The sequence below is a fragment of the Polaribacter tangerinus genome (assembly GCF_038024095.1).
Classification (GTDB): domain Bacteria; phylum Bacteroidota; class Bacteroidia; order Flavobacteriales; family Flavobacteriaceae; genus Polaribacter; species Polaribacter tangerinus.
Map to the genome: position 1 here is coordinate 821,663 of NZ_CP150668.1, position 23,124 is coordinate 844,786.

Here is a 23,124-nt window from a genome sequence, read left to right on the forward strand (position 1 = left end):
ATTTGTACATTATGAAGTTACTTAAACTACACGACCTATATTTTAAACCCTACATCAGCAAAGAAGAGATTGCAGATATTGTAAGGTTTATGGTAAAACAAGTAAAAGCAGATTTACCAAAAGGGGAAGTACCTATTTTTGTGGGTATTTTAAACGGGTGCTTTTTATTTGCTGCAGACTTTATAAGAGAGTTTAATGGAAATTGTGAAATTTCGTTCGTAAAGCTAGCATCCTATCAAGGAACAACATCAACAGAAAAAGTTAGAGAATTAGTAGGTATTAATGAAGACTTAACAGGAAGAACTGTAATTATTTTAGAAGATATTATTGATACCGGAAACACATTACAAGAAATTTATAATATCTTTAGAGATAAAAAAGTTAAACAACTAAAAGTTGCCTCGTTATTTTTTAAGCCAGATGTATTTAGAAAAGAACTTCCTATAGATTATATTGGAAAAAGTATTGAAGATAAATTTATAGTTGGTTATGGATTAGATTACAATAATTTAGGAAGAAACTACGCAGCTATTTACCAATTAACAACACCACCAAAAATGAAAAACATTGTACTATTCGGACCTCCTGGTGCAGGAAAGGGAACACAAGCAGAATTTTTTAAAAAAATGTATAATTTAGTTCATATCTCTACAGGAGATGTGTTTCGATTTAATATAAAAAATGAAACTGAATTAGGTCTTTTAGCAAAAGAATATATGGATAAAGGAGATTTAGTTCCGGATGAAGTTACCATAAATATGCTAAAAGAAGAAGTAACTAAAAACAACAATGCTAAAGGTTTTATTTTTGATGGTTTTCCAAGAACAGAATCTCAAGCAAAAGCACTTGATGCTTTTTTAAGCGATAAAGGAGAGCAAATTAATGCAATGATAGCACTAGAAGTTCCTGAAGATATTTTAGTAAAACGTTTGCTAGAGAGAGGAAAAACAAGTGGTAGAACAGACGATACTGATGAGGCTAAAATTAGAAATCGTTTTAACGAATACAATACAAAAACTGCCATTTTAAAAGATTATTTTAATGCTCAGAACAAATATTTTGGTATAAATGGCGTTGGCTCTATTGAGGAAATTACACAACGAATTGCTAAGGTATTTGATACGCTATAATTTATTTTTTAAATAGCCTGAGTTTTAAATAAAAAAACTATTTAAAAATAATAGTACCAATTTTAGTTTAAACAGCACATAAATCAAAACCATTATGACAGAAGGAAACTTCGTTGATTATATAAAAATATATGCTTCCTCTGGCAAAGGAGGTCAGGGATCTATGCATTTACATAGAGAAAAATTTATTACCAAAGGAGGTCCTGATGGTGGTGATGGTGGTCGAGGCGGACATATTATTTTACGTGGAGATAAAAATATGTGGACGCTGTTTCACCTAAAATTTAAAAGACATTTTAGAGCAGACTCTGGTGGCGCCGGTAGTGCCAGTAGAAGTACTGGAGCAGATGGAAAAGATGTGTATATTGATGTACCACTAGGCACAATAATTAGAGATGCAGACACCGACGAAATTATTTTAGAAATAACTGAAGATAAGAAAGAAGTAGTACTACTACGTGGTGGAAAAGGCGGACTAGGAAACTGGCATTTTAAATCGTCTACAAATCAAACACCAAGGTATTCTCAACCTGGTATGGATGGTGCTGAAGGATGGTTTCGAATGGAACTTAAACTTTTGGCAGATGTTGGTTTAGTAGGTTTCCCTAATGCAGGAAAATCTACATTGTTATCTGTATTAACCGCTGCAAAACCTAAAATTGCAGATTATGCATTTACAACTTTAAAACCGAATTTGGGTATTGTAGAACATCGAAATCATCAAACATTTGTAATTGCAGATATTCCTGGTATTATTGAAGGTGCTGCCGAAGGAAAAGGACTTGGACATCGGTTTTTAAGACACATTGAAAGAAATTCTGCCTTGCTATTTTTAATTCCTGCAGATAGTGATGACATTCAAAAAGAATATAATGTTTTATTAAATGAGTTAAAAAAACACAATCCAGAGTTGTTAGACAAAGAAAGGTTGTTGGCAATTTCTAAAACAGATATGTTAGACGATGAACTAATAGCAGAAATTAAAGAAGATTTACCAAAAGGTATCGAAACTATATTTATTTCTTCTGTTGCAGAAATAGGTTTACAAACCTTAAAAGATAAACTCTGGAAAATGTTAAATTAACTTGTTTATACAATAGCACTATTTCATAATGCTAATGCCAGCTAATTCTATTAATTTAAATACTGTAATGATTTTGCCAGATTAACTATACTATTCTTGCAAATGAATTTTAATAGGTAAAGTATATTTTGTTGTAACTGGTATTCCTCTTTTTACTGCCGGAAAAATTGGTGATAGTTTATGCAATGTTACTGTTAAAATACTGTCTAATTCTGGCAACTGTTCTTTTATTTTTAAAGAAGAATCTATATTATCTATGGCAACATTTCCTTTAGAATTTATTAAAACACCAATAAGAACAGTTTCTGAAATACTATCTTTTACAGAAAAATGATGCGTTTGTAGTGCAGCACCTAATTTATTGTGAAGCGTATTTCGAAAACAGTTTTCTAGTGCTTTTTTTTCAATTATAGAATCGCAAATCTTAAAAGAAGGAGAAGAGTCCACTGAAAAGAAATCTACTAAAGTATCTACTTCTTGAAGGTTTTTATTTTTACCAGAAAAAGTAAAATAATCGCACGAAGTGCAAATAATTAAAACCATTAAAAAAGAAAAAATACGCTGTAACATATTCTAAATTATTGCGTGAAATTACTAATTTTTTTCCGAACTACCCTACTCTTACTAACTACCATTTATTAAAGTGTCAGATTTGTTTTTATCTATGCTAGTTTTTACAAATTTTATTATAAAATTAACCGTTTATAAAAATTTCTCTGAATATAATTGGTTATAAATAAAGGCTATTTTTTTTACAACTTTAAATATATATGTAAAACTTTTGTTGATTGTTAAAACGCACTAAAGTTATTTGATTTATTTTTTGATAATAAATACTATTTTCCTTTATTAAAAAAGTATAAATAGTAAAAAAGTCGAAGTTTACACCTCGACTTTTATCACTACAAATAATACTACAATATTATTTTCTTTTTCATTTTTCTTATTCTATTAACAATACAAAGGGAATATTAAAGCTTACTGCAACCTTTTTACCTTTATTTTCACCTGGTTCCATTTTCGGTAAACTACTAATTACTCGAACCACCTCTTGTTCTATTTCGGGATGTGGGGCTCTCACCTTAATATCTTGTACAGTTCCATCCGTGGCTACTTTAAAACTGATAAAAATTCTTTTTTTACCACTTTCTAATCCTAAATTATTAGATATATCTTTATTAAAGTTAGCCGAAAAATGATTTTGTACACCCTTAGTAAAACAATCTTTATCTTCTGATTCACAACCTGGAAAAATTGGCTTTTTGTCAATTTTAAAAAAAGAGACCGTCTTTTTTGTTTCTACTTTTTCATCTATGTCTAGTAAGTTTGAGTTTTTCATCTTTTCTAGATTTAGAATTAGAGCTGTAGCATTTCTACCATTTGGCATTTTAAAAAGCCTGAAAGTAAAGGCCTCCTTTAAATCATATCGATCTCCCATATTATATTCTAACTTTTCTTTTAATTGTTCGAACTCTGCGCTCTCTTCTAAAGATAAATCTGATAGTGAAATTTCTTTAGCTCCTATTGGTGCTTCTTTACCAATATATGAATCTAAATAGGTGCTTTTTTGCAATTTTTGAGCTTTTAAAACTCCATCTTTATTTCTAAATGCCGTTTGTATTGCCTTACTAGAAACTAAAGCCTCTTTGCTTGTAGTATCTGAACAAGAAGTATAAAAAAGCATAGAAATTAATACTGGAATTAATACCAAATATTTTAATTGATTCATTTTTTTTGATTTGTTTTTCGTCATCATAATAATTCTTTTTTTAATTAGTGAATGTTTGTAAAACTAGTTTATAAATGCAATGTTATCGACTTGAAAAAAATTAGATAACATTTGATTGATATAGTTCTCTTTGGTTGCGGTTTTGGTTGCAATCTCATCCGAAATATATTCGTGTACTAAAGTGATTCTTTTCTGATAAATAAAAATCATAGGATTATACCACATAACTATTTTTAAAAGCTCGAACAACAATAAATCTAAAGTGTGTTTTTGTTTGCTATGCACTAATTCATGAGCAATAATTTGAGTTTTTTGAGTTTCAGGGATTTCTGCTCCTAAGAAAATATAATTAAAAAATGAAAATGCACATTTTTGATTTGGTATTAAAACCAACGTATATGCTTTTTTCTTAACCACCCTGTAAGAACTAATTAAGTGTACTATTGTAATAAGTCGATATACAAAAAGTACGCTAAAAATAATAACACCAATACCAAAAATTATATCTACATAATTTATAGACTGGTAAAAGGCTGTTTCTTGAATTACTTTTTCTGGAGACAAGACAATTTCTGGTAAATACACCATATATTCATGTGAAACTGCTTTTTGAAACGTTGGTATTTTTACTAATGGCAATAGAAAAGAAATAATTGGAGTACTCAATAAATACCATCTATTCTTAGTAAAAAAAGTTTCTTTACTCAGAAAAAAATCATAAACAGCCAAAAATAATACTTGAAATAAAACGACCTGAATTATATAATTTATCATATTTTTTGTTTTAATATTCTTGCTACAATATTGAACGGAAGATTAAAATGAAACGAACAGAAAAAATTACTTCTTCTTGTTAACTTCTTTTAGAATAGCTTCTAGCTCTTTTACATCCATTTTATTTTCTCTCACAAAGAAAGATACCATACTTTTAAAAGAACCATCGAAATAACCATTCATTAATTTATGTAAACTCTGGTTAGTATATGTTTCTTTGTTTATTATAGGATAGTACAAAAACCCTCTTCCTTCTGGTTTATGACTTACAAACTCTTTAGTTTCTAAAATTCTAATAATGGTAGAGACTGTGTTGTAGGCAGGTTTAGGCGCTGGCAATTTATCTATAACTTCCTTTACAGAAGCTTCTTGTAAACTCCATAAAACTTGCATAATCTGCTCTTCTGCTTTCGTTAATTGTTTATTCATTTATTCAACTAATTTTTTAGTTATTAACTACAATTATAACTAAATATTTAGTTTAAACTAATTTTTCAGTTAAAAATATTGTAACAAAATGAAATTTAAATCGTTAAAATGTTAAAAAGTGCTTGTTTTGTTGGGTAAAAGAGCTCTTAAAAAAATAAAATTGAAGTATTAGATGGATATAATTTTACTTATTGTTGGTTTTGCGTTGATGCTGCTTGGCATAATTGGTTCATTTTTACCTATTCTTCCGGGCCCACTAACTAGTTGGTTTGGTTTTTTAGTACTTCAGTACACTAGCATTGTTCCCTTTAATTGGGGGTTTTTAGGAGTAACACTTGCGATAGCAATTATTATTTGGATGATAGATTATTTGATCCCTGCAATTGGCAGCAAAAAATTTGGAGGCAGTAAATATGGAGCTTATGGTACAACAATAGGTTTAATTATAGGCTTGCTTTCTCCTATTCCTTTTGGCATTGTAATTGGAGCGTTTTTGGGTGCTTTCTTAGGAGAATTAATATTTAATAATTCAACAACTAAAAGAGCTGTAAAAGCTGCTGTTGGCTCTTTACTGGGCTTGCTTGCCTCGAGTGCTCTTAAATTTTTTGTTTCTGTGGTTTTCTTTGTACTTTTTGTTTTACAATTTTGGGATTACAAATCAGACTTCTTATCGCTTTTTTAGCCCCGATTGAAGTGACATCCTTTTTTTTGTTTCTAAAAAAAGATATAACGGAAAGCGGGAACAGCTTCAAAAAAAATTACTAAATAATACTGCTAAAAACAAAAAAAAGCGTCCCATTTCAGGGAAGCTTTCCATTGGTTAACAAAACCACGACACTTTTTTTAAAGTGCCAAACAACACAACTAAATGCTACTTCAACAAAAAGTAGCGGACAAATATACAATGTTTTAGACTATTAACAAGAATTATTATTGATTTTATTGAAATCTGTAATTGTTAAATTATTGAAACGTTGTATCTTCGCATTCTTTAAATAAACTATTAATACTAAAGTAATGCAATTATCAGAACAAGAAGTTGTACGTAGAGAAAAGCTAACAAAATTACGCGAATTGGGTATTAACCCTTATCCGGCAAATTTATTTCCGGTAACTAGTAATTCGAAAGAAATAAAAGAGCACTTTACAGAAGGGAAAGAGGTAGTAATTGCAGGACGTTTAATGGTTATAAACATTCAGGGAAAAGCCTCATTTGGTCAATTACAAGACGGTGAGGGCAGAATTCAACTATATTTTAACAGAGATGAAATTTGCCCTGGTGAAGACAAATCTTTGTACAATACTGTTTTTAAAAAACTACTCGATTTGGGTGATTTTGTAGGAATAACAGGTACTTTATTTACGACTCAAGTGGGTGAAAAAACAGTAATGGTTAAAGATTTTAAAATGCTTTCTAAATCTTTAAAACCACTTCCGATTCCGAAGGTAAAAGATGGGGTTACGTATGATGCTTTTAAAGACCCAGAAATGCGTTACCGACAACGATATGCCGATTTAGTAGTAAATCCGCATGTGAAAGAAGTTTTTGTAAAGCGTACAAAATTGTTTAATGCCATGCGCTCTTTCTTTAATAATGCAGGTTATTTTGAAGTTGAAACACCCGTGTTACAACCTATACCAGGTGGCGCTGCAGCAAGGCCTTTTATAACGCATCATAATTCTTTAGATATTCCGTTGTACATGAGAATTGCCAATGAATTGTATTTAAAAAGGTTGATTGTTGGTGGTTTTGACGGTGTTTACGAGTTTTCTAAAAACTTTAGAAATGAAGGGATGGATAGAACTCATAATCCTGAGTTTACAGCCATGGAAATTTATGTTTCTTATAAAGATTACAATTGGATGATGGACTTCTGTGAACAATTATTGGAGCACTGTGCTATTGCCGTAAACGGAACATCTGAAGCTACTTTTGGAGAGCATAAAATAGACTTTAAAGCGCCATATAAAAGAATAACTATGCGAGATTCTATTTTAGAGTTTACCGGTTTTGATATTTATAACAAAACAGAAAACGATATTAGAACAGCTGCAAAATCTATGGGAATTGAGGTTGATGAAACGATGGGGAAAGGAAAACTGATTGATGAAATTTTTGGAGAAAAATGTGAAGGTAATTACATTCAGCCTACTTTTATTACAGACTACCCAAAAGAAATGTCGCCACTTTGTAAAGAACATAGAGAAAACCCAGAACTTACCGAACGTTTCGAATTAATGGTTTGTGGAAAAGAAATTGCCAACGCTTACTCTGAATTAAACGACCCTATTGATCAAAGAGAACGTTTTGAACATCAATTAAAATTAGCTCAAAAAGGAGATGATGAAGCCACCGAATTTATTGATGAAGATTTTTTACGTGCCTTGGAGTACGGAATGCCACCAACCTCTGGAATGGGGATAGGAATGGACCGTTTAATAATGTTTTTAACCAACAATCAATCTATACAAGAAGTGTTGTTTTTCCCTCAAATGAGACCAGAAAAAAAGGGTCCTTCTATTGAATTAAATGATGATGAAAAAGCGGTTTTAACTATGATTACCAAAGCAGGAAAGATAGATTTAAATATGTTAAAAGAACAAGCTGGCTTATCGAATAAAAAATGGGACAAAACTATAAAAGGCTTAACTAAAAAAGAAGTGGCAAAAGTTACCAAAACTGATGATGGCTTGTTTGTAGAGGTTGTTTAAATAAAAAGTTATTTCTGCACATGTTTTAATCTAAAAAATAAAAAAAGGAACTATAAAATTATAGTTCCTTTTTTTTTTACAACTAAGTGTATATTTTGTTATTAAATTAAGACTTGTACTTCATTCCTAAATGAACCACTTTTTTTGTTTCAAAAAAATCTTCATCAAAATAATCTGGTAAATTGTAAATAGTTGCAGAGGTATATAATTTTAGCTCTTCCGATAAATCTCCACCCTTCAAATAAAGTATACCATTTTTTAATTCGTGGTTTTGCTTTTTAGCAATTCTTCCTTTTGTCCAACCTACAAAAGTTTCCATTTGTGCTACAGCTCTACTAACAATAAAATCGTACGTATCTTTTAGCTCTTCTACTCTGCAATTGCTTGTTTTTACATTTTCTAAACCCAAACCTTCTACAACTTCATTTACTACTTTTATCTTTTTACCAATAGAGTCTACCAAATGAAATTGAACTTCCGGAAACAAAATTGCCAATGGTACTCCAGGAAAACCACCACCTGTTCCAACATCTAAAATTTTAGCACCAGGTTTAAAATTTATAACTTTTGCAATTCCTAGAGAGTGCAATACATGTCTTAAATAAAGTTCGTCTATATCTTTTCTAGAAACAACATTAATTTTTAAATTCCAATCTTTGTATAAAGACTGTAATTGCGCAAATTGAGCTATTTGAGTAGGTGTTAAATTTGTAAAATATTTGTGAATAATATCCATATAAAGTAATTGAAATGCAAAAATAGCTTTTTGTTTTGAAACAATTCATAACAAAAACTGACGTTTATCATAAAAAGCAAGTTCAAAAACGTTATTTTTGTAAATCAATATTTATAGTACATGAAAACAATCAACTTCTCTAGAGTAGACAAAGCAAAATTTTTTAGAACCCTTAATAAAAGAGTAAATGCGTACTTTAAAGAAAATGGTATACGAAGAACAGGTAACTGGAAACTATATACAAAAGCAATTATTATGTTTTCTTTATTTTTAATTCCATTTATACTAGTTTTAACAGTTTCTATGCCACAATGGGCAATGATTTCTTTAATGGTAGTTACGGGTATAGGGATGGCTGGTGTAGGAATGAATGTAATGCACGACAGTAATCACGATTCATTTTCTAGCAAAAACTGGGTAAATAAACTCATGGGAAGTAGCATTTATATTTTAGCTGGTAATGTTTATAATTGGAAAGTACAACACAATGTTTTACACCATACTTTTACCAATGTAGAAGGACATGATGAAGATATTGATGCTGGGAGAATTATTCGTTTTTCAGAACACTCTAAATGGTTTCCTATACATAAAATTCAAAAATATTATTCGATATTTTTATATGGCTTACTAACTATAAACTGGGCAATTACTACAGATGTAAAACAAATGCATCGCTATTTAAAAAGAAAATTATCTTATGGTAAATTTCCAAATCCAAGAACGGAATGGACCAAATTAGTAATTTCTAAAATAGCTTATTATGCACTTTGGATTGTATTACCAATATTAGTTTTAGATATTGCTTGGTGGAAAGTAATGGTTGGTTTTTTTGTTATGCATTATACTGCTGGTATGATTTTGAGCATGGTTTTTCAATTAGCACATATTGTTCCTAAAACAACAATGCCTTTGCCAGATAAAGAAGGAAATTTAGAGCACACTTGGGCAGTCCATCAATTATACACTACTTCTAACTTTGCCCCTAGTAATTGGTTGATAAATTTCTATACAGGTGGTTTAAATCATCAAGTTGAACATCATATTTTTCCACATATTTCTCATGTTCATTACAGTAAATTAGCTAAAATTGTAAAAGAAACTGCCAAAGAGTTTAATTTGCCATATAATGAGTATGCAACAACTAGAAAAGCAATTATAGAACACTTTAAACATTTAGGCATTTTAGGAAAAAAACCAGAATTAGCATAAAAACAACACACAACGAACCGTAAAAATGAAACACCCTTTATCGGACAGAATTAACAGTTTACCTGTTTCACAAACACTAGCTATGGCTGCAAAAGCCAGAGAATTAAGAGCAGAAGGAAAAGATATTATTGGTTTAAGTTTGGGAGAACCAGACTTTAATACGCCAGATTTTATTAAAGATGCTGCCATAGAAGCAATCAATCAAAATTACAATTCTTACTCTCCAGTAGATGGTTACGCAGAACTAAAAGAAGCTATTTGTGTAAAATTTAAAAGAGATAATAATGTAAGCTATACCCCAAATCAAATAGTAGTATCTACAGGCGCAAAACAATCTATTGCAAATATTGCGCAAGTATTGCTAAACCCTGGAGATGAAGTTTTACTCCCAGCTCCTTATTGGGTTAGCTATTCTGCTATTGCAACTCTTTGTGAGGCAAAATACATAGAAATTCCCTCTACTATAGAAAATGATTTTAAAATTACACCTTCGCAATTAGAGGCTGCAATTACACCAAAAACAAAAATGATTTTCTTTAACTCGCCAAACAACCCAAGCGGAACTATATATAGTGAAGCAGAATACAGAGCTTTGGCAGCTGTTTTAGAAAAACACCCACAAATATTTATTCTATCGGATGAAATTTACGAACACGTAAACTATAACGTTAAGCCTTTTAGTTTCGCAGCCATAGAAAGCATGTATAACCGAACAATAACAGTAAACGGATTGGCAAAAGCATTTGCCATGACAGGCTGGAGAATTGGTTATATTGGCGCACCAGAATGGATTGCAAAAGCTTGTACAAAAATGCAAGGACAAATTACCTCTGGTACTAACTGTATCGCTCAAAGAGCAGCTATAACAGCAGTATTAGCTCCAGTTTCTAAAATACAATACATGGTCAGCGAGTTTAAAACTCGTAGAGATATTATTATTGAATTGTTAAAAGAAATTGAAGGTTTTAAAGTAAATGTACCAGAAGGTGCTTTTTACGTTTTTCCAGATATTTCTTACTTTTTCGGTAAAACTATAGATGGTTTTTCTATAGAAAATGCCAGCGATTTTTCTTTATTTTTATTGGAAAAAGCAAATGTGGCAACCGTTACTGGTGAAGCTTTTGGTGCCCCAAATAGTATTAGAATTTCGTATGCAGCCTCTGAACTCCAAATAAGAGAAGCTATAAAAAGAATAAAGAAAGCACTTCAATAGAAAATATAGTATAACTCTTTTAATAAAAATTATCCGTCTTTAAAGGCGGATTTTTTTTAGGGCGTGTTTTTGTGAAAAACAAAAAAAGCGCTTTACACTATATCTTTTTGGTACTTTAAGTTATTTTTTTATGCTTCAAAACATTTTTCGAATACAGTACAAAAAAGGATGCCGTTTCAATCGCACACGCAAAGTTGAAATAATAAATGTGAATAAAAAAAATCCGTATTTCAATGAAATACGGATTTTATTACTGAAATAAGTAGTAAACTTTAATCTACATTATCATGTAAAAAAGAATTATTAGACTTAAAATCTAATTCGTTTTCCTCTTTATTAATTGCTGTTTTAGAACTACTTAAAGGAGCGTCTATATTCAAATCTAAACCTTGCCTTTTGTAAGCAGGCTGACGAGAAATTTCATCTATATTCTTGTTCAATTGATCGTTAAACTTATAATTAAACCCTTTCATTTTTCGCCTTCTCTCTGCAGCTCTTTCTTGTAATTCAGAAATTGTTAAATCCATTGGCGACACCTCTTCACTCGATACGCTTTTCGATTCCTTTTTTACAGGCTGTACTGTTTTTAGTTCAAACTGAATATCATCATCTTCAATACTTGCCTTCTTCTCGTTAAAATGAGAACTTTTTCCAATAGTAGGCTGTGCATTAAAGTCTTCTATAACATATCTTTTTGGAGTTTCTTTCTTTTCATTTAAAACAACCTCCTCTGCTGCAACTACTTGGATATTGTTTACCAATTCATCTTCATTATTGTTATTTTCTGCATCATTATTTAATGAAGATTCAGTTACCTGTTTTTTTTGCTGTATTGGTAAATCAAATAATAAATCTGTTTGAGTTCCAAGAGAAGTTTCTTCAGTTACTTCTTCTTTAGCAGATGGCGTAATATCTGTAATAATAAATTCTTCTTCTTTTAAATCTGTCCCAGCAATAACTTCTTCGTAAGTAACCGGAATATCTTCAATTTCTCTGGTTGTTGGTGTCAATTCTCTAGTAGGAACAATATCTAAATCTTCATCTACCAAAGTGTGTACAATTTTTTCCGTTTTTTTCTGCTCATAAGGATGCTCAAAAGGCACCGATTTAGGCATGCTTTCTTCGTCGAAATTATAAGTAGCTTTTTGCTCTCCTTCTAATGTATGTACTATTTTTTTAACTTCTGTATTGGTAATTTCTCCCTGCTGATCTGCGGCAAAACCAGTAGCAACAATTGTTACGGAAATTGCGTCTCCAATCTTCTCGTCCTCACCAATTCCCATAATAATATTGGCATCGTAACCAGCTTCATCTTGAATAAAATCATTAATTTCTCCTATTTCATCTAGCGTTACTTCATTAGTCCCCGACACAATTAATAAAAGTACGTTTTTGGCTCCTGTAATTTTATTATCATTTAATAAAGGAGAATCTAAAGCTTTAACAATAGCAGTTCTAGCTCTATCTTTACCCTCTTCTTTTGCAGATCCCATAATAGCAGTTCCACTATTTGAGAGCACTGTTTTAGCATCGTGTAAATCGATATTTTGCTTGTAATGATGTGTAATAACTTCTGCAATTCCTCTAGATGCCGTAGATAAAACTTCATCCGCTTTTGAAAAACCTGCTTTAAAACCAAGGTTTCCATAGACTTCTCTTAACTTATTATTGTTAATTACAATTAATGAGTCGACATTTTGGCGCAGTTGATCGATACCTAATTGTGCTTGCTTAGAGCGTCTTTTTCCTTCAAATGCAAAAGGCATTGTTACAATACCAACGGTAAGAATATCCATATCTTTTGCAATCTTAGCAATAATAGGAGCGGCACCTGTACCAGTTCCTCCACCCATACCTGCAGTAATAAATACCATTTTAGTTTGGCTATTTAACATCTGCTGAATTTCTTGAATACTTTCTTTAGCTGCCTTAGAGCCAATCTCTGGATTTGCACCTGCCCCTAAACCTGATGTTAAATCTGCACCAAGCTGAATTTTATTTGGTACTGCACTGTTTTCCAATGCTTGCGCATCTGTGTTGCAAATTACAAAGTCTACTCCTTTTATTTGCTGACTATACATGTGGTTTACCGCATTGCTTCCTCCACCACCAACTCCAATTACTTTAATAGTATTTGATTGTGATTTTGGCATATCAAATGAAATGTTATCAAATTCTGCGCTCATAATAACGTATCTAATTTTTACTTTTTTCTTTATTTTATTACCTGTAGACTCTGCGAAAAATTACTCTGCATTGTCTAAAAAATCTTTTAATCCCTCTGTAAATTTTTCAAAGAAAGACTTCCGTTTTTTGGATTTCGGCTTTTCTTCTTCAACCGGAACTTCTTTAGCCTCAACATTAGTCTCTTGGTCTGGTATTTCTGTAATTATCTCCTCTTCAGCTTCATGAACTTTTTCATCATTTTTCTGACGCTTTAATCCCTCCATTAATAAACCTACAGCTGTAGCGTATGCAGGACTAGAAAGCACATCATCGGAATCTCCTGCTAAATGCTCGTTCGGGAAACCAATTCTTGCATCCATACCTGTAATATACTCAACTAACTGACGTAAATGCTTTAATTGAGCACCACCACCAGTTAAAACAATTCCGGCAATTAATTTTCCTTTGGCTGTTTCATGTCCGTAATTCTTAATTTCTAAATACACATGCTCTATAATTTCTTGAACTCTAGCATGTATAATTTTAGATAAGTTTTTTAGGGTAATTTCCTTAGGTTCTCTACCTCTTAAGCCTGGTATAGATACAATTTCTGTTTCTCTGTTTTCTCCTGGCCATGCAGAACCAAACTTTACTTTTAACAATTCTGCCTGCTTTTCTATAATAGAACAACCTTCTTTAATATCGTCTGTAATTACGTTACCTCCAAAAGGAATAACAGCGGTATGCCTAATAATTCCGTCTTTAAAAATGGCTAAATCTGTAGTTCCTCCTCCAATATCTATCAAGGCAACACCTGCTTCTTTTTCTTCCTGACTTAATACTGCTGCTGCAGACGCTAATGGTTCTAGGGTAATATCACTTAAATCTAATCCAGCACTTTTAACACATCTACCGATATTTCTGATAGAAGAAACTTGCCCTACAACTACATGAAAATTAGCCTCTAATCTTCCTCCATACATACCAATTGGCTCCTTAATATCTGCCTGAGAATCAACTTTATACTCTTGAGGAAGTACGTGAATAATCTCTTCACCTGGCAACATTACCAACTTATGAACCTGGTTTACTAAATTTTCAATATCAACATCATTTATAACTTCTTCTGCATCATTCCTTGTAATATAATCTGAGTGGTGTAAACTTCGAATATGCTGACCAGCAATACCTACTACAACTTCTTCTATTTTTATGCTAGAAACTCCTTCTGCTTCCTCTACGGCTTGTTGTATAGATTGAATTGTTTGTGTAATATTACTTACAACTCCTCTGTTTACTCCTAAACTTTTCGCTTTACCGATACCTACAACCTCTATTTTGCCATACTCGTTTTTACGACCAATCATTGCAACAATTTTGGTAGTACCAATATCTAAACCAACAGCTATTTTATTATTTTCCATTTTGATTTACTTTGAGCACACAACTTGGTTGTGATATTTAACGTTTATCGTTTTATAATTTTGTATTGTTTTGTCTTTAAAAGTTGTGTTATAAAACGCTTTTATCTTTTTAAATTTTATGGCCGAATCCTCTAATTTTCCAAAATCAATTTTATAATCGCCACTTCTTACGGAAAATTCATACTCATCATCGGCATATTTCTTTATACCTACAACTTCATTTTTTAAAAAAGAATCTTCTAAAATACTGTTAATTAAAGGTAGTGTAACGGCTATTTCTTTGTCGGTTTGCACCCCAGAAATAAGCATTACTCTTGCAGAATAACTCTCTGCCAAAGGCACCTTTACACCTTGTTTATCAATATAATAAGATCCATTATCTGTTAACAATCTTGCCACTGGTGTTCGTTGTTTTACAATCGCTTTTACAATTCCATCTATCGTTAAAAAAACTCGTGCTTTTTCTATATATGGATTGCTAATTACATACTCCTCTAATTTGTATAAATCTATTAAGGATTTTGCTTTATTTCTAATAGTTTCATTATTTTGTATTAACAATTTATCAACCATTGCATGAGTTAAAAAATGATTGGTTCCGTCTTCAAATTCAACCGATATTTGAGCCACTTTTTTAACAGAATTTCGCTTCTTAGAAAAACCATACAAAAAAGCTAAACTAACTATCAACATCAAAAAAAATAAATATTTTAAAAAACTCTTTAACTTCATTTTATTTCTTTTAACAATTCATTCGTAACTTCATCGACAAGAACACCAATATCTCCCGCACCGAGCATTACCACAATTTTTGCTTTTGATTTTTTTATATCCGATACTAAAGAATCTTTATTAGTCTTATTTTTATTATTTACGGTTACTTTTTCTAACAACCAGTTAGATGTTATTCCTGGTATTGGTAATTCTCTAGCTGGATAAATATCTAAAAGCAACACTTCATCAAAACTCGATAAACTTTGTGCAAAATCTTCTACAAAATCTTTTGTTCGAGAGAATAAATGAGGTTGAAAAACAACCAACACCCTTTGATTTGGATACATTTCTCTTACAGAATTATAAACAGCATTTATCTCGGTAGGATGATGTGCATAATCATCAATTAATACAAGATTTTCATGCTTAATTTTATATGAAAATCTCCTTTTTACTCCTTTAAAAGACATTAATTGTTGTTTTATAACCGCTAGAGAAACACCATAAATATCTGCCATTGCTACAGCAGCTAAAGCATTCATAACATTATGGGTACCTGGCAACTTAAAAACAACATCAATTAATTGATTATTGGGTGTTTTTATATCAAAAATATAAACACCATTAACTATTCGTATATTATGTGCTTTATAATCTGCAGGCTCTTCAATAGCATAAGTTAACCCTTTTAAAGGCAGCCCTTTAGCAACAATTAACGTGTCGGAAACTTTATTAGAAAAATCTTTAAAGGATGTTGTTAACGACGCCGAATCGCCATAAATATCTAAATGATCGGCATCCATAGAAGTGATACAAGCAATATTGGGAGATAAGTGTAAAAAAGAACGATCAAATTCATCTGCCTCCATTACTGTAACTTTCGAGTCTCCTAAAATTAAGTTAGCATCATAATTTTCTGCTATACCTCCAAGAAAAGCTGTCGCCTTTTCAGTAGCCATAATGTGTCCTAAAATTGCCGATGTAGTAGTTTTACCATGGGTTCCTGCAACCGCAAGTGAAAAAGTATTTTTGGTGATTTTCCCTAAAACTTCGGCTCTTTTTTCAACGGTAAAACGTTGTGCTTTAAAATAATTTAACTGTTTATGATTGGAAGGAACCGCTGGCGTGTATACAACTAAAGTTTTCTGACTATCTAAAAATGAAGCCGGAATACTACTAATTTCATCTTCATAACCAACAACAATTCCCAAATTCTCTAACTGACTTGTTACTAAAGTAGCCGTTTTATCGTACCCTGCAACATTTTTTCCTTGCGACTTAAAAAAACGAGCTATCGCACTCATACCAATACCTCCAATACCAATAAAAAATATTGAATTGTATAACAAAAACTGCCCTAAGTTTTGGGTTTCTTTTGTATTGTTATTTTCTAGATTTGATATACTCATTAAATCGTTATGTATTTATTTACACTATCTATTCTTAATACTTTTACAACATTCGTTCAACTACATCTACAATATCTTTTGTTGCACTTGGTAAAGCTAACTCATGTATATTTTCTGCCAAACTCTGTTGCTTTCCTTCATCTTTTAAAAGCGTTTCAATAACCACAGAAAAGGTATCTAACTCTTCTTCCTTTAGCATTATTGCTGCATGTTTATCTACCACTGCTTTCGCATTTTTTGTTTGATGATCTTCCGCAACATTAGGAGATGGAATAAAAATTACCGGTTTACCAACAATACACAGTTCAGAAACAGAACTAGCACCTGCTCTTGATATTATAAAATCTGCAGCCGCATAGGCTAAATCCATATTATTTAAAAAATCATAAACTTGTACAAATTCTGAATTATGATACTTTTTATAGTTCTCGTAATAATAAGATCCACATTGCCAAATAAGTTGTATTTCCTCTTTATTAAAAAATTCTAGATTAGCTTCCACTAATTCATTTATTTTTTTAGCTCCCAAACTCCCTCCAAGAACTAGTATTGTTTTTTTAGCAGAATGTAATTTATAAAAATTTGTTGCTTCATCTCTTTTAGTATGAATACTAAGTAAATCTTGACGAACAGGATTACCTGTTTTTACAATTTTATCTTCCGGAAAAAAACGCTCTAAATAGTCGTAGGCAACACATATTTTATGTGCTTTATTTGCTAATAATTTATTTGTAATTCCTGGGTATGAATTCTGTTCTTGTAATAAAGTTGGAATTCCTTTAATTGCTGCAATAAATAATGTTGGACCACTTGCAAAACCTCCCGTTCCAATGGCAACATCTGGCTTAAATTTTCTGATGATTCTACTAGCTGTCCATAAACTGCTGATTAACTTGAACGGAAAAAATAAATTTTTAAAAGTTATTTTTCTTTGAAAACCAGAAATCCATAATCCTTTAATTTGATAACCCGCTAAAGGTACTTTTTCCATTTCCATTTTATCTTTAGCACCAACAAATAAAAAGTTTGCATTCGGATGCCTAGATTTTATTTCATTTGCAATAGCAATAGCAGGATAAATATGCCCTCCTGTTCCACCTCCAGAAATTAATATGTTCAACTTTTTTTTCATCCTTTTTATCTTTGTAAACTATATGGTTTCATGTAAAATATCTAGAGGATTATCGTCTAAAATATCTTCTTCAGTATCTTTTTTTGATGCACTAACACTTAACACCATACCGAGTGCAAAACAAGTCATCCAAATAGAAGTTCCACCACTGCTTATTAACGGTAAGGTTTGCCCTGTTACAGGAAATAAATTTGTAGCTACAGCCATATTAATTATGGCCTGAAAAATAATTGGTAACCCCACACCAATAACCAATAAAGTTCCAAAAACTGTGGTTGTTGTTTTTAAAACAATAAATATTCTAAAAAGCAACAAAAAGTAAACTAACACCAATGCAATTGCTCCTATTAAGCCGTATTCCTCAACAATAATAGCGTAAATAAAATCTGATGAGGACTGTGGTAAAAAGTTTTTCTGAACACTTTTACCAGGTCCAACACCACCAACACCACCTGTAGCTATGGCAATTTTTGCTTTTTCAACCTGATAAGCTTCCTTACCATCTTTACTAGAAAAGTTTTCAATTCTGCTCTGCCATGTCTGAACTCTATTTGGCATCGCATCAGGAAAAACCTTAGCAATCAATACAAATATCGACAGCATAACAATACCAACTCCCAATATAAAACCAGTGTATTTTAAAGGATACCCTCCAATAAAACACAATACTAAAATCATTGTAAAAATAATAGCTGTTGTAGAGAAATTAGCCGGTAAAATTAGTACCAATACTAGCGCAACTGGCAACCATAATTGTAACAAACTTTCTTTAAAAATAATTTGAGTTTCTTTATTTCTAGCCAAATATCTGGCAACATAAACCATTAGCACTAATCCTGCTAGTGTAGATGTTTGAAAACCAACACCAACAAAAGGAATTCTAATCCAACGACTTGCATTTGCTCCACCAATAGTTGTTCCTTGTGCTAGTGTAAAAATTAAAAGAACAATTACAACTGGAAGCAATAAAACAGATCCTCCAGAAAAATATCGATACGGAACTTTATGAACACCATAAATAATACCGAATCCCATTATTAACAATACCAAATGTTTTAACAAATACCCGGCTGAAGAACCAGCACCTACAACATACACTAAATTTGTACTTGCACTATACACAGGCATAAATGAAAATATTGCCAATACAGCAACAATGGCCCAAATGGCTTTATCTCCTTTAATATGTTTAAAAATGGTTTTCAAAACTTATGAATAAGTATCTTTTATAAATTTTTAACCGCTTGTTTAAATTGTCTACCTCTATCTTCGTAATTTTCGAATAGATCGAAACTAGCACAAGCAGGAGATAATAAAACAGCATCTCCTTGCTCCGATAACTTTTGTGCCACTTTAACAGCTTCTTCTGCGCCAGCAGTTTCTACAATAAAATCGACAACATTACTAAAAGTATTCTTTATTTTTTCATTATCCAATCCTAAACAAACAATTGCCTTTACTTTCTCTCTAACAAGAGGCAACAAATCGTTATAATCATTTCCTTTATCAACTCCACCAACAATCCAAATAGTTTGTTTATCCATACATTCTAATGCATAAAAAGTGGCATTTACATTGGTGGCTTTAGAATCATTTATGTAAGAAACCCCTTTTACTTTTGCAACATTTTCTAAGCGATGTTCCACCCCCTCAAAATCTTCTAAACTTTCTTTAATAGACTCTTTTCTTACTTTTAACAATTGTGCTGCCATTGTTGCTGCCATGGCATTTTTTACGTTATGTTTTCCTTTTACTGATAAAGTTGATAATGGCATCTTTATAATTTCTTTAGTAATGTTAATTATTATTTGTTTGTTCTCTAAAAAAGCACCGAACTCTACCTCTCTTTCTACTGAAAAAGGCACTAATTTAGAGGTGACTTTATTGTTTTTTAACCAGGTACTTATCGCTTCATTATCGGCATCATAAATCAAATAATCGGTGCTTTTCTGATTTTTGATGATGCCAAATTTCGAAGAGATATACTGTTCAAAATTGTAATTATATCTATCTAAATGGTCTGGTGTGATGTTTGTTAAAATTGCTATATGACACCTAAAGTCTATAATTCCGTCTAATTGAAAACTACTAAGCTCTAGTACATAATTGGCATGGGTTTTTAATGCAACTTGTGCTGCAAAACTATCGCCAATATTTCCTGCCATTCCCACATCCAACCCAGCTTTTTTTAAAATATGATGCAGTAAGGTTGTTGTGGTAGTTTTCCCATTAGAACCTGTAATTCCTATAATATTTGCTGATGTATATTTAGCAGCAAATTCTATTTCAGATATAACTGCAATTCCGCTTTCTTTTAATTTTAAAACCAACGGAACATTGTCCGGAATACCCGGACTTTTAACCACTATATCTGCTGTTAAAATCTTACTCTCTGTATGTTGTTTTTCTTCAAATGAAATGTTAGCATTTAAAAGAATTTGTTTGTATTTTTTGGTAATTTCACTTTTGTCCGATACAAAAACTTCAAAATGCTTTTGAACGCCTAATAATGCTGCACCTACACCACTTTCTCCACCGCCAAGAACTACCAACTTTTTCAATTTATCTTAGTTTTAATGTTACAATAGTAAATACAGCAAGTAAGATTCCCACTACCCAAAAACGAACTACTATCTTACTTTCATGATAATTTAACTTTTGATAATGATGATGTAAAGGAGCCATTTTGAAAATTCGCTTTCCTGAACCAAATTTTTTCTTAGTAAACTTAAACCAGGAAACCTGAAGAATAACAGATAGATTTTCGATCACAAAAATTCCTGCCAAAACTGGTAACAAAAGTTCTTTACGGATAGAGATGGCAATTACTGCAATAATACCTCCTATGGTTAAACTACCAGTATCACCCATAAAAACTTGCGCAGGAAAAGTATTATACCACAAAAAACCAATTAGCGCACCTGCAAAAGCCAATATAAATACAGTCATTTCGCCCGAGTTAGGGATGTACATAACATCTAAATAGTCTGCAAAAACAATGTTTCCAGAAACCCAAGCAAAAAGCGCTAATGTAATTACAATAATGGCAGAAGAACCTGCTGCTAAGCCATCTATACCGTCGGTTAAGTTTGCACCATTAGAAACTCCTGTAACAATAAAAACGGTTATAAATATGAAAACAATCCAACCATATTTTTCGTAACCATCGCCTAAAAAGCTTAGTGCTTTTGAATATTCTAACTCATTATTTTTAAAAAAAGGAACCGTTGTTTTAGTCGATTTTACAGCATTACCAAATACTTTCTTTTTACCATTTTCTTGAACAATTTGCTTATTGGTAGGTAATTGCTCTTTAATGGTTACACCATCATTAAAATAAAGCATAGAGCCTACAATAATTCCTAAACCTATTTGCCCTAAAACCTTAAACTTACCTTTTAAGCCTTCTTTGTCTTTTTTAAATACTTTTATGTAATCATCTAAAAAACCAATAAACCCCATCCAAAGAGTGGTAATTACTAAAATTAGCACATAAATATTATCGATTTTTGCCAACAATAAAGCCGGAATTAAAGTTGCCAGAATAATAATAATTCCTCCCATAGTTGGGGTTCCTGCTTTTTGTACCTGACCTTCCAACCCTAAATCTCTTATAGATTCTCCTACTTGTTGTCTTTGTAAAAAAGAGATAATTCTTTTTCCGAAAATAGCAGATATTAACAAAGACAGAATAAAAGCCGCCGCCGCTCTAAAGGTTATAAATTGAAACACACTAGCTCCTGGTAAACTAAAATGACTTTCTAAGTATTGAAAAAGATAATAGAGCATTTTTTTTATTTTTTAAGTTGTTTAAAACAATTTTTTACTTCCTCTAAATCGTCAAAATGAGACCGAACGCCATTTACTTCTTGATAATTTTCATGTCCTTTACCTGCAATCAATAAAATATCACCTGAAACAGCAAACTTACACGCTGCTTTAATGGCTTGTCTTCTATCTTGTATGGTAATGGTTTTTGAAACATTTTCTGGTAGCACACCAGCTTCCATATCATTTAAAATGGTTTGAGGATTTTCTGTTCTAGGGTTGTCTGACGTTAAAATTACCTGAGTACTTAAATGAGATGCAATATGAGCCATTTTTGGTCGCTTTGTCTTATCTCTATCACCGCCACAACCAACAACAGTTATAACATTTTGATTCTTATTTTTAATATTATTAATGGTTTCTAGTACATTTTTAAGTGCATCTGGCGTATGTGCATAATCTACAATGGCAGTTATATCTGTATCTGAAACTACATTTTCAAACCTTCCGCTAACACTTTTTAACTCGCTTACATATTTTAATATCAACAACTTGTTAACTCCTAATAAATCTGCAGTAGCAATTACAGCTATTAAATTATAGATATTAAAAACACCTATTAAATGTGTCCATATTTCTATACCATCCACAGAAATTAAAGTTCCAGAAACTTGCTTTTCTAAAATTTTAGCTTTGTAATCTGCTCCCGTTTTTAAGGCGTAGGTCTTTTTTATCGCTTGGGTGTTTTGCAACATAAAAGACCCATTCTTATCATCTAAATTTGTTAATACAAACGCTTTTTTAGAGAGTGTATCGAAAAATAATTTTTTAACATTTCGGTATTCTGCAAAAGTTGCATGATAATCTAAATGATCGTGAGAAAGATTGGTGAAAACACCTCCAGAAAATAATAATCCTGCAGTTCTTTGTTGATGAATTCCGTGAGAACTCACCTCCATAAAGCAATACTCTACACCAGCAGTTAACATTTTGTCTAAGTAAAAATTAATACTTAAAGAATCTGGCGTTGTATGAGTAGCACCAAAAACTTCATCATCAATCATTACTTGTACAGTAGATAATAAACCTACTTTGTAACCTGCTTTTTTAAATAATTGGTATAATAATGTGGCAACCGTTGTTTTTCCGTTGGTACCAGTAACTCCAACTAATGATAATTTGTTAGAGGGATTATCATAAAAATTTGAAGCAATAATTGCCAATGCTCTATTTGCATCAGCTACTTTTACATAACTTATATGTTTTATCTTTTCGGTAGGTAACTCTTCACAAATTATAGCAATTGCTCCTAAATCTATCGCTTTATCTATAAAAGTATGTCCGTCTACAGACACTCCTTTCTGAGCAACAAAAACATCGTTATTTTTAATTTTTCTGGAGTCAAAAACTACATTTTCAACAAACACCTCGGTATTGCCAACAACCTCTTTTATAGAAACTCCATACAATAAGCTTTTTAAATTTCTCATAA

Annotated in this window: 20 protein-coding genes; 6 read left to right on the plus strand and 14 right to left on the minus strand. The window is 31.6% G+C overall.

Annotation, left to right across the window (positions count from 1 at the left end; all coding sequences use genetic code 11):
- The first annotated feature begins 11 nt into the window (after positions 1-11).
- Together WHD54_RS03710 and obgE are read left to right on the plus strand one after the other, a co-directional pair.
- Positions 12-1,130, plus strand: a complete 1,119-nt coding sequence (locus tag WHD54_RS03710) for an adenylate kinase (RefSeq protein WP_088323306.1) — start codon at positions 12-14, stop codon at positions 1,128-1,130.
- A gap of 94 nt (positions 1,131-1,224) precedes the next feature.
- Complete coding sequence (gene obgE / locus WHD54_RS03715; RefSeq protein ID WP_088323307.1) at positions 1,225-2,214, plus strand: GTPase ObgE; 990 nt, start codon at positions 1,225-1,227, stop codon at positions 2,212-2,214.
- Between the two features lie 90 nt (positions 2,215-2,304).
- Here obgE and WHD54_RS03720 read toward each other — a convergent pair whose 3' ends face one another.
- The 4 genes from WHD54_RS03720 to WHD54_RS03735 all read right to left on the minus strand — a co-directional run bounded on the left by WHD54_RS03720 (position 2,305) and on the right by WHD54_RS03735 (position 5,146).
- On the minus strand, positions 2,305-2,784 hold the full coding sequence (locus WHD54_RS03720; RefSeq protein ID WP_088323308.1) for a hypothetical protein: 480 nt from the start codon (positions 2,782-2,784) through the stop codon (positions 2,305-2,307).
- Between the two features lie 373 nt (positions 2,785-3,157).
- Positions 3,158-3,943: an energy transducer TonB gene (locus WHD54_RS03725; RefSeq protein WP_233130963.1), complete on the minus strand. Its 786-nt coding sequence runs from the start codon at positions 3,941-3,943 to the stop codon at positions 3,158-3,160.
- 63 nt (positions 3,944-4,006) lie between these two features.
- Positions 4,007-4,717, minus strand: a complete 711-nt coding sequence (locus tag WHD54_RS03730; RefSeq protein WP_233130964.1) for a M56 family metallopeptidase — start codon at positions 4,715-4,717, stop codon at positions 4,007-4,009.
- A 66-nt stretch (positions 4,718-4,783) separates the two neighbouring features.
- On the minus strand, positions 4,784-5,146 hold the full coding sequence (locus tag WHD54_RS03735; protein WP_088323309.1) for a BlaI/MecI/CopY family transcriptional regulator: 363 nt from the start codon (positions 5,144-5,146) through the stop codon (positions 4,784-4,786).
- Positions 5,147-5,318: 172 nt separating this feature from the next.
- Between WHD54_RS03735 and WHD54_RS03740 the strand changes: the two genes are divergently transcribed.
- Entirely contained in the window at positions 5,319-5,828 is a 510-nt protein-coding gene (locus tag WHD54_RS03740) for a DUF456 domain-containing protein (RefSeq protein ID WP_088323310.1), read from the plus strand.
- Positions 5,829-6,163: 335 nt separating this feature from the next.
- Entirely contained in the window at positions 6,164-7,858 is a 1,695-nt protein-coding gene (lysS, locus tag WHD54_RS03745) for a lysine--tRNA ligase (protein ID WP_088323311.1), read from the plus strand.
- A 106-nt stretch (positions 7,859-7,964) separates the two neighbouring features.
- Here lysS and rsmG read toward each other — a convergent pair whose 3' ends face one another.
- Positions 7,965-8,594, minus strand: a complete 630-nt coding sequence (gene rsmG / locus WHD54_RS03750) for a 16S rRNA (guanine(527)-N(7))-methyltransferase RsmG (RefSeq protein WP_088323312.1) — start codon at positions 8,592-8,594, stop codon at positions 7,965-7,967.
- Positions 8,595-8,714: 120 nt separating this feature from the next.
- Between rsmG and WHD54_RS03755 the strand changes: the two genes are divergently transcribed.
- Together WHD54_RS03755 and WHD54_RS03760 are read left to right on the plus strand one after the other, a co-directional pair.
- Positions 8,715-9,806 carry a fatty acid desaturase family protein gene (locus tag WHD54_RS03755; RefSeq protein ID WP_088323313.1) on the plus strand — a complete coding sequence of 364 codons (1,092 nt, stop codon included), beginning with the start codon at positions 8,715-8,717 and terminating at the stop codon, positions 9,804-9,806.
- A gap of 25 nt (positions 9,807-9,831) precedes the next feature.
- Positions 9,832-11,019, plus strand: a complete 1,188-nt coding sequence (locus WHD54_RS03760; RefSeq protein WP_198943141.1) for a pyridoxal phosphate-dependent aminotransferase — start codon at positions 9,832-9,834, stop codon at positions 11,017-11,019.
- A 272-nt stretch (positions 11,020-11,291) separates the two neighbouring features.
- Here WHD54_RS03760 and ftsZ read toward each other — a convergent pair whose 3' ends face one another.
- From ftsZ to WHD54_RS03805, 9 genes are read right to left on the minus strand one after another with little or no spacing between them, the layout of a single operon-like run.
- Positions 11,292-13,205 carry a cell division protein FtsZ gene (gene ftsZ, locus WHD54_RS03765; RefSeq protein ID WP_088323314.1) on the minus strand — a complete coding sequence of 638 codons (1,914 nt, stop codon included), beginning with the start codon at positions 13,203-13,205 and terminating at the stop codon, positions 11,292-11,294.
- Between the two features lie 60 nt (positions 13,206-13,265).
- Complete coding sequence (ftsA, locus tag WHD54_RS03770) at positions 13,266-14,609, minus strand: cell division protein FtsA (protein WP_088323315.1); 1,344 nt, start codon at positions 14,607-14,609, stop codon at positions 13,266-13,268.
- Positions 14,610-14,615: 6 nt separating this feature from the next.
- Positions 14,616-15,341 (minus strand): cell division protein FtsQ/DivIB, encoded by a 726-nt coding sequence (locus WHD54_RS03775; protein WP_088323316.1) that lies wholly within the window; start codon positions 15,339-15,341, stop codon positions 14,616-14,618.
- Entirely contained in the window at positions 15,338-16,732 is a 1,395-nt protein-coding gene (gene murC / locus WHD54_RS03780; protein ID WP_088323317.1) for a UDP-N-acetylmuramate--L-alanine ligase, read from the minus strand. Before murC ends, WHD54_RS03775 begins: the two co-directional genes overlap by 4 nt.
- Before the next feature lie 43 nt (positions 16,733-16,775).
- Positions 16,776-17,864 (minus strand): undecaprenyldiphospho-muramoylpentapeptide beta-N-acetylglucosaminyltransferase, encoded by a 1,089-nt coding sequence (gene murG, locus WHD54_RS03785; protein WP_088323318.1) that lies wholly within the window; start codon positions 17,862-17,864, stop codon positions 16,776-16,778.
- A gap of 18 nt (positions 17,865-17,882) precedes the next feature.
- Positions 17,883-19,070, minus strand: coding sequence for an FtsW/RodA/SpoVE family cell cycle protein (locus WHD54_RS03790; protein ID WP_088323319.1), 1,188 nt, complete (start codon positions 19,068-19,070; stop codon positions 17,883-17,885).
- Between the two features lie 20 nt (positions 19,071-19,090).
- Positions 19,091-20,425, minus strand: coding sequence for a UDP-N-acetylmuramoyl-L-alanine--D-glutamate ligase (murD, locus tag WHD54_RS03795; RefSeq protein WP_088323320.1), 1,335 nt, complete (start codon positions 20,423-20,425; stop codon positions 19,091-19,093).
- Position 20,426: 1 nt separating this feature from the next.
- Complete coding sequence (gene mraY, locus WHD54_RS03800) at positions 20,427-21,653, minus strand: phospho-N-acetylmuramoyl-pentapeptide-transferase (protein ID WP_088323321.1); 1,227 nt, start codon at positions 21,651-21,653, stop codon at positions 20,427-20,429.
- 5 nt (positions 21,654-21,658) lie between these two features.
- The gene (locus tag WHD54_RS03805; protein WP_088323322.1) at positions 21,659-23,122 is read right to left on the minus strand and encodes a UDP-N-acetylmuramoyl-L-alanyl-D-glutamate--2,6-diaminopimelate ligase; all 1,464 of its coding nucleotides are present in this window, start codon (positions 23,120-23,122) and stop codon (positions 21,659-21,661) included.
- Positions 23,123-23,124 lie beyond the last annotated feature (2 nt).

Bases quoted from the DNA above. Each gene is read 5' to 3' on its own strand.
- WHD54_RS03710 (WP_088323306.1), top strand. From the start codon at position 12: ATGAAGTTACTTAAACTACACGACCTATATTTTAAACCCTACATCAGC.
- obgE (WP_088323307.1), top strand. From the start codon at position 1,225: ATGACAGAAGGAAACTTCGTTGATTATATAAAAATATATGCTTCCTCT.
- WHD54_RS03720 (WP_088323308.1), bottom strand. From the start codon at position 2,784: ATGTTACAGCGTATTTTTTCTTTTTTAATGGTTTTAATTATTTGCACT.
- WHD54_RS03725 (WP_233130963.1), bottom strand. From the start codon at position 3,943: ATGAATCAATTAAAATATTTGGTATTAATTCCAGTATTAATTTCTATG.
- WHD54_RS03730 (WP_233130964.1), bottom strand. From the start codon at position 4,717: ATGATAAATTATATAATTCAGGTCGTTTTATTTCAAGTATTATTTTTG.
- WHD54_RS03735 (WP_088323309.1), bottom strand. From the start codon at position 5,146: ATGAATAAACAATTAACGAAAGCAGAAGAGCAGATTATGCAAGTTTTA.
- WHD54_RS03740 (WP_088323310.1), top strand. From the start codon at position 5,319: ATGGATATAATTTTACTTATTGTTGGTTTTGCGTTGATGCTGCTTGGC.
- lysS (WP_088323311.1), top strand. From the start codon at position 6,164: ATGCAATTATCAGAACAAGAAGTTGTACGTAGAGAAAAGCTAACAAAA.
- rsmG (WP_088323312.1), bottom strand. From the start codon at position 8,594: ATGGATATTATTCACAAATATTTTACAAATTTAACACCTACTCAAATA.
- WHD54_RS03755 (WP_088323313.1), top strand. From the start codon at position 8,715: ATGAAAACAATCAACTTCTCTAGAGTAGACAAAGCAAAATTTTTTAGA.
- WHD54_RS03760 (WP_198943141.1), top strand. From the start codon at position 9,832: ATGAAACACCCTTTATCGGACAGAATTAACAGTTTACCTGTTTCACAA.
- ftsZ (WP_088323314.1), bottom strand. From the start codon at position 13,205: ATGAGCGCAGAATTTGATAACATTTCATTTGATATGCCAAAATCACAA.
- ftsA (WP_088323315.1), bottom strand. From the start codon at position 14,609: ATGGAAAATAATAAAATAGCTGTTGGTTTAGATATTGGTACTACCAAA.
- WHD54_RS03775 (WP_088323316.1), bottom strand. From the start codon at position 15,341: ATGAAGTTAAAGAGTTTTTTAAAATATTTATTTTTTTTGATGTTGATA.
- murC (WP_088323317.1), bottom strand. From the start codon at position 16,732: ATGAGTATATCAAATCTAGAAAATAACAATACAAAAGAAACCCAAAAC.
- murG (WP_088323318.1), bottom strand. From the start codon at position 17,864: ATGAAAAAAAAGTTGAACATATTAATTTCTGGAGGTGGAACAGGAGGG.
- mraY (WP_088323321.1), bottom strand. From the start codon at position 21,653: ATGCTCTATTATCTTTTTCAATACTTAGAAAGTCATTTTAGTTTACCA.
- WHD54_RS03805 (WP_088323322.1), bottom strand. From the start codon at position 23,122: ATGAGAAATTTAAAAAGCTTATTGTATGGAGTTTCTATAAAAGAGGTT.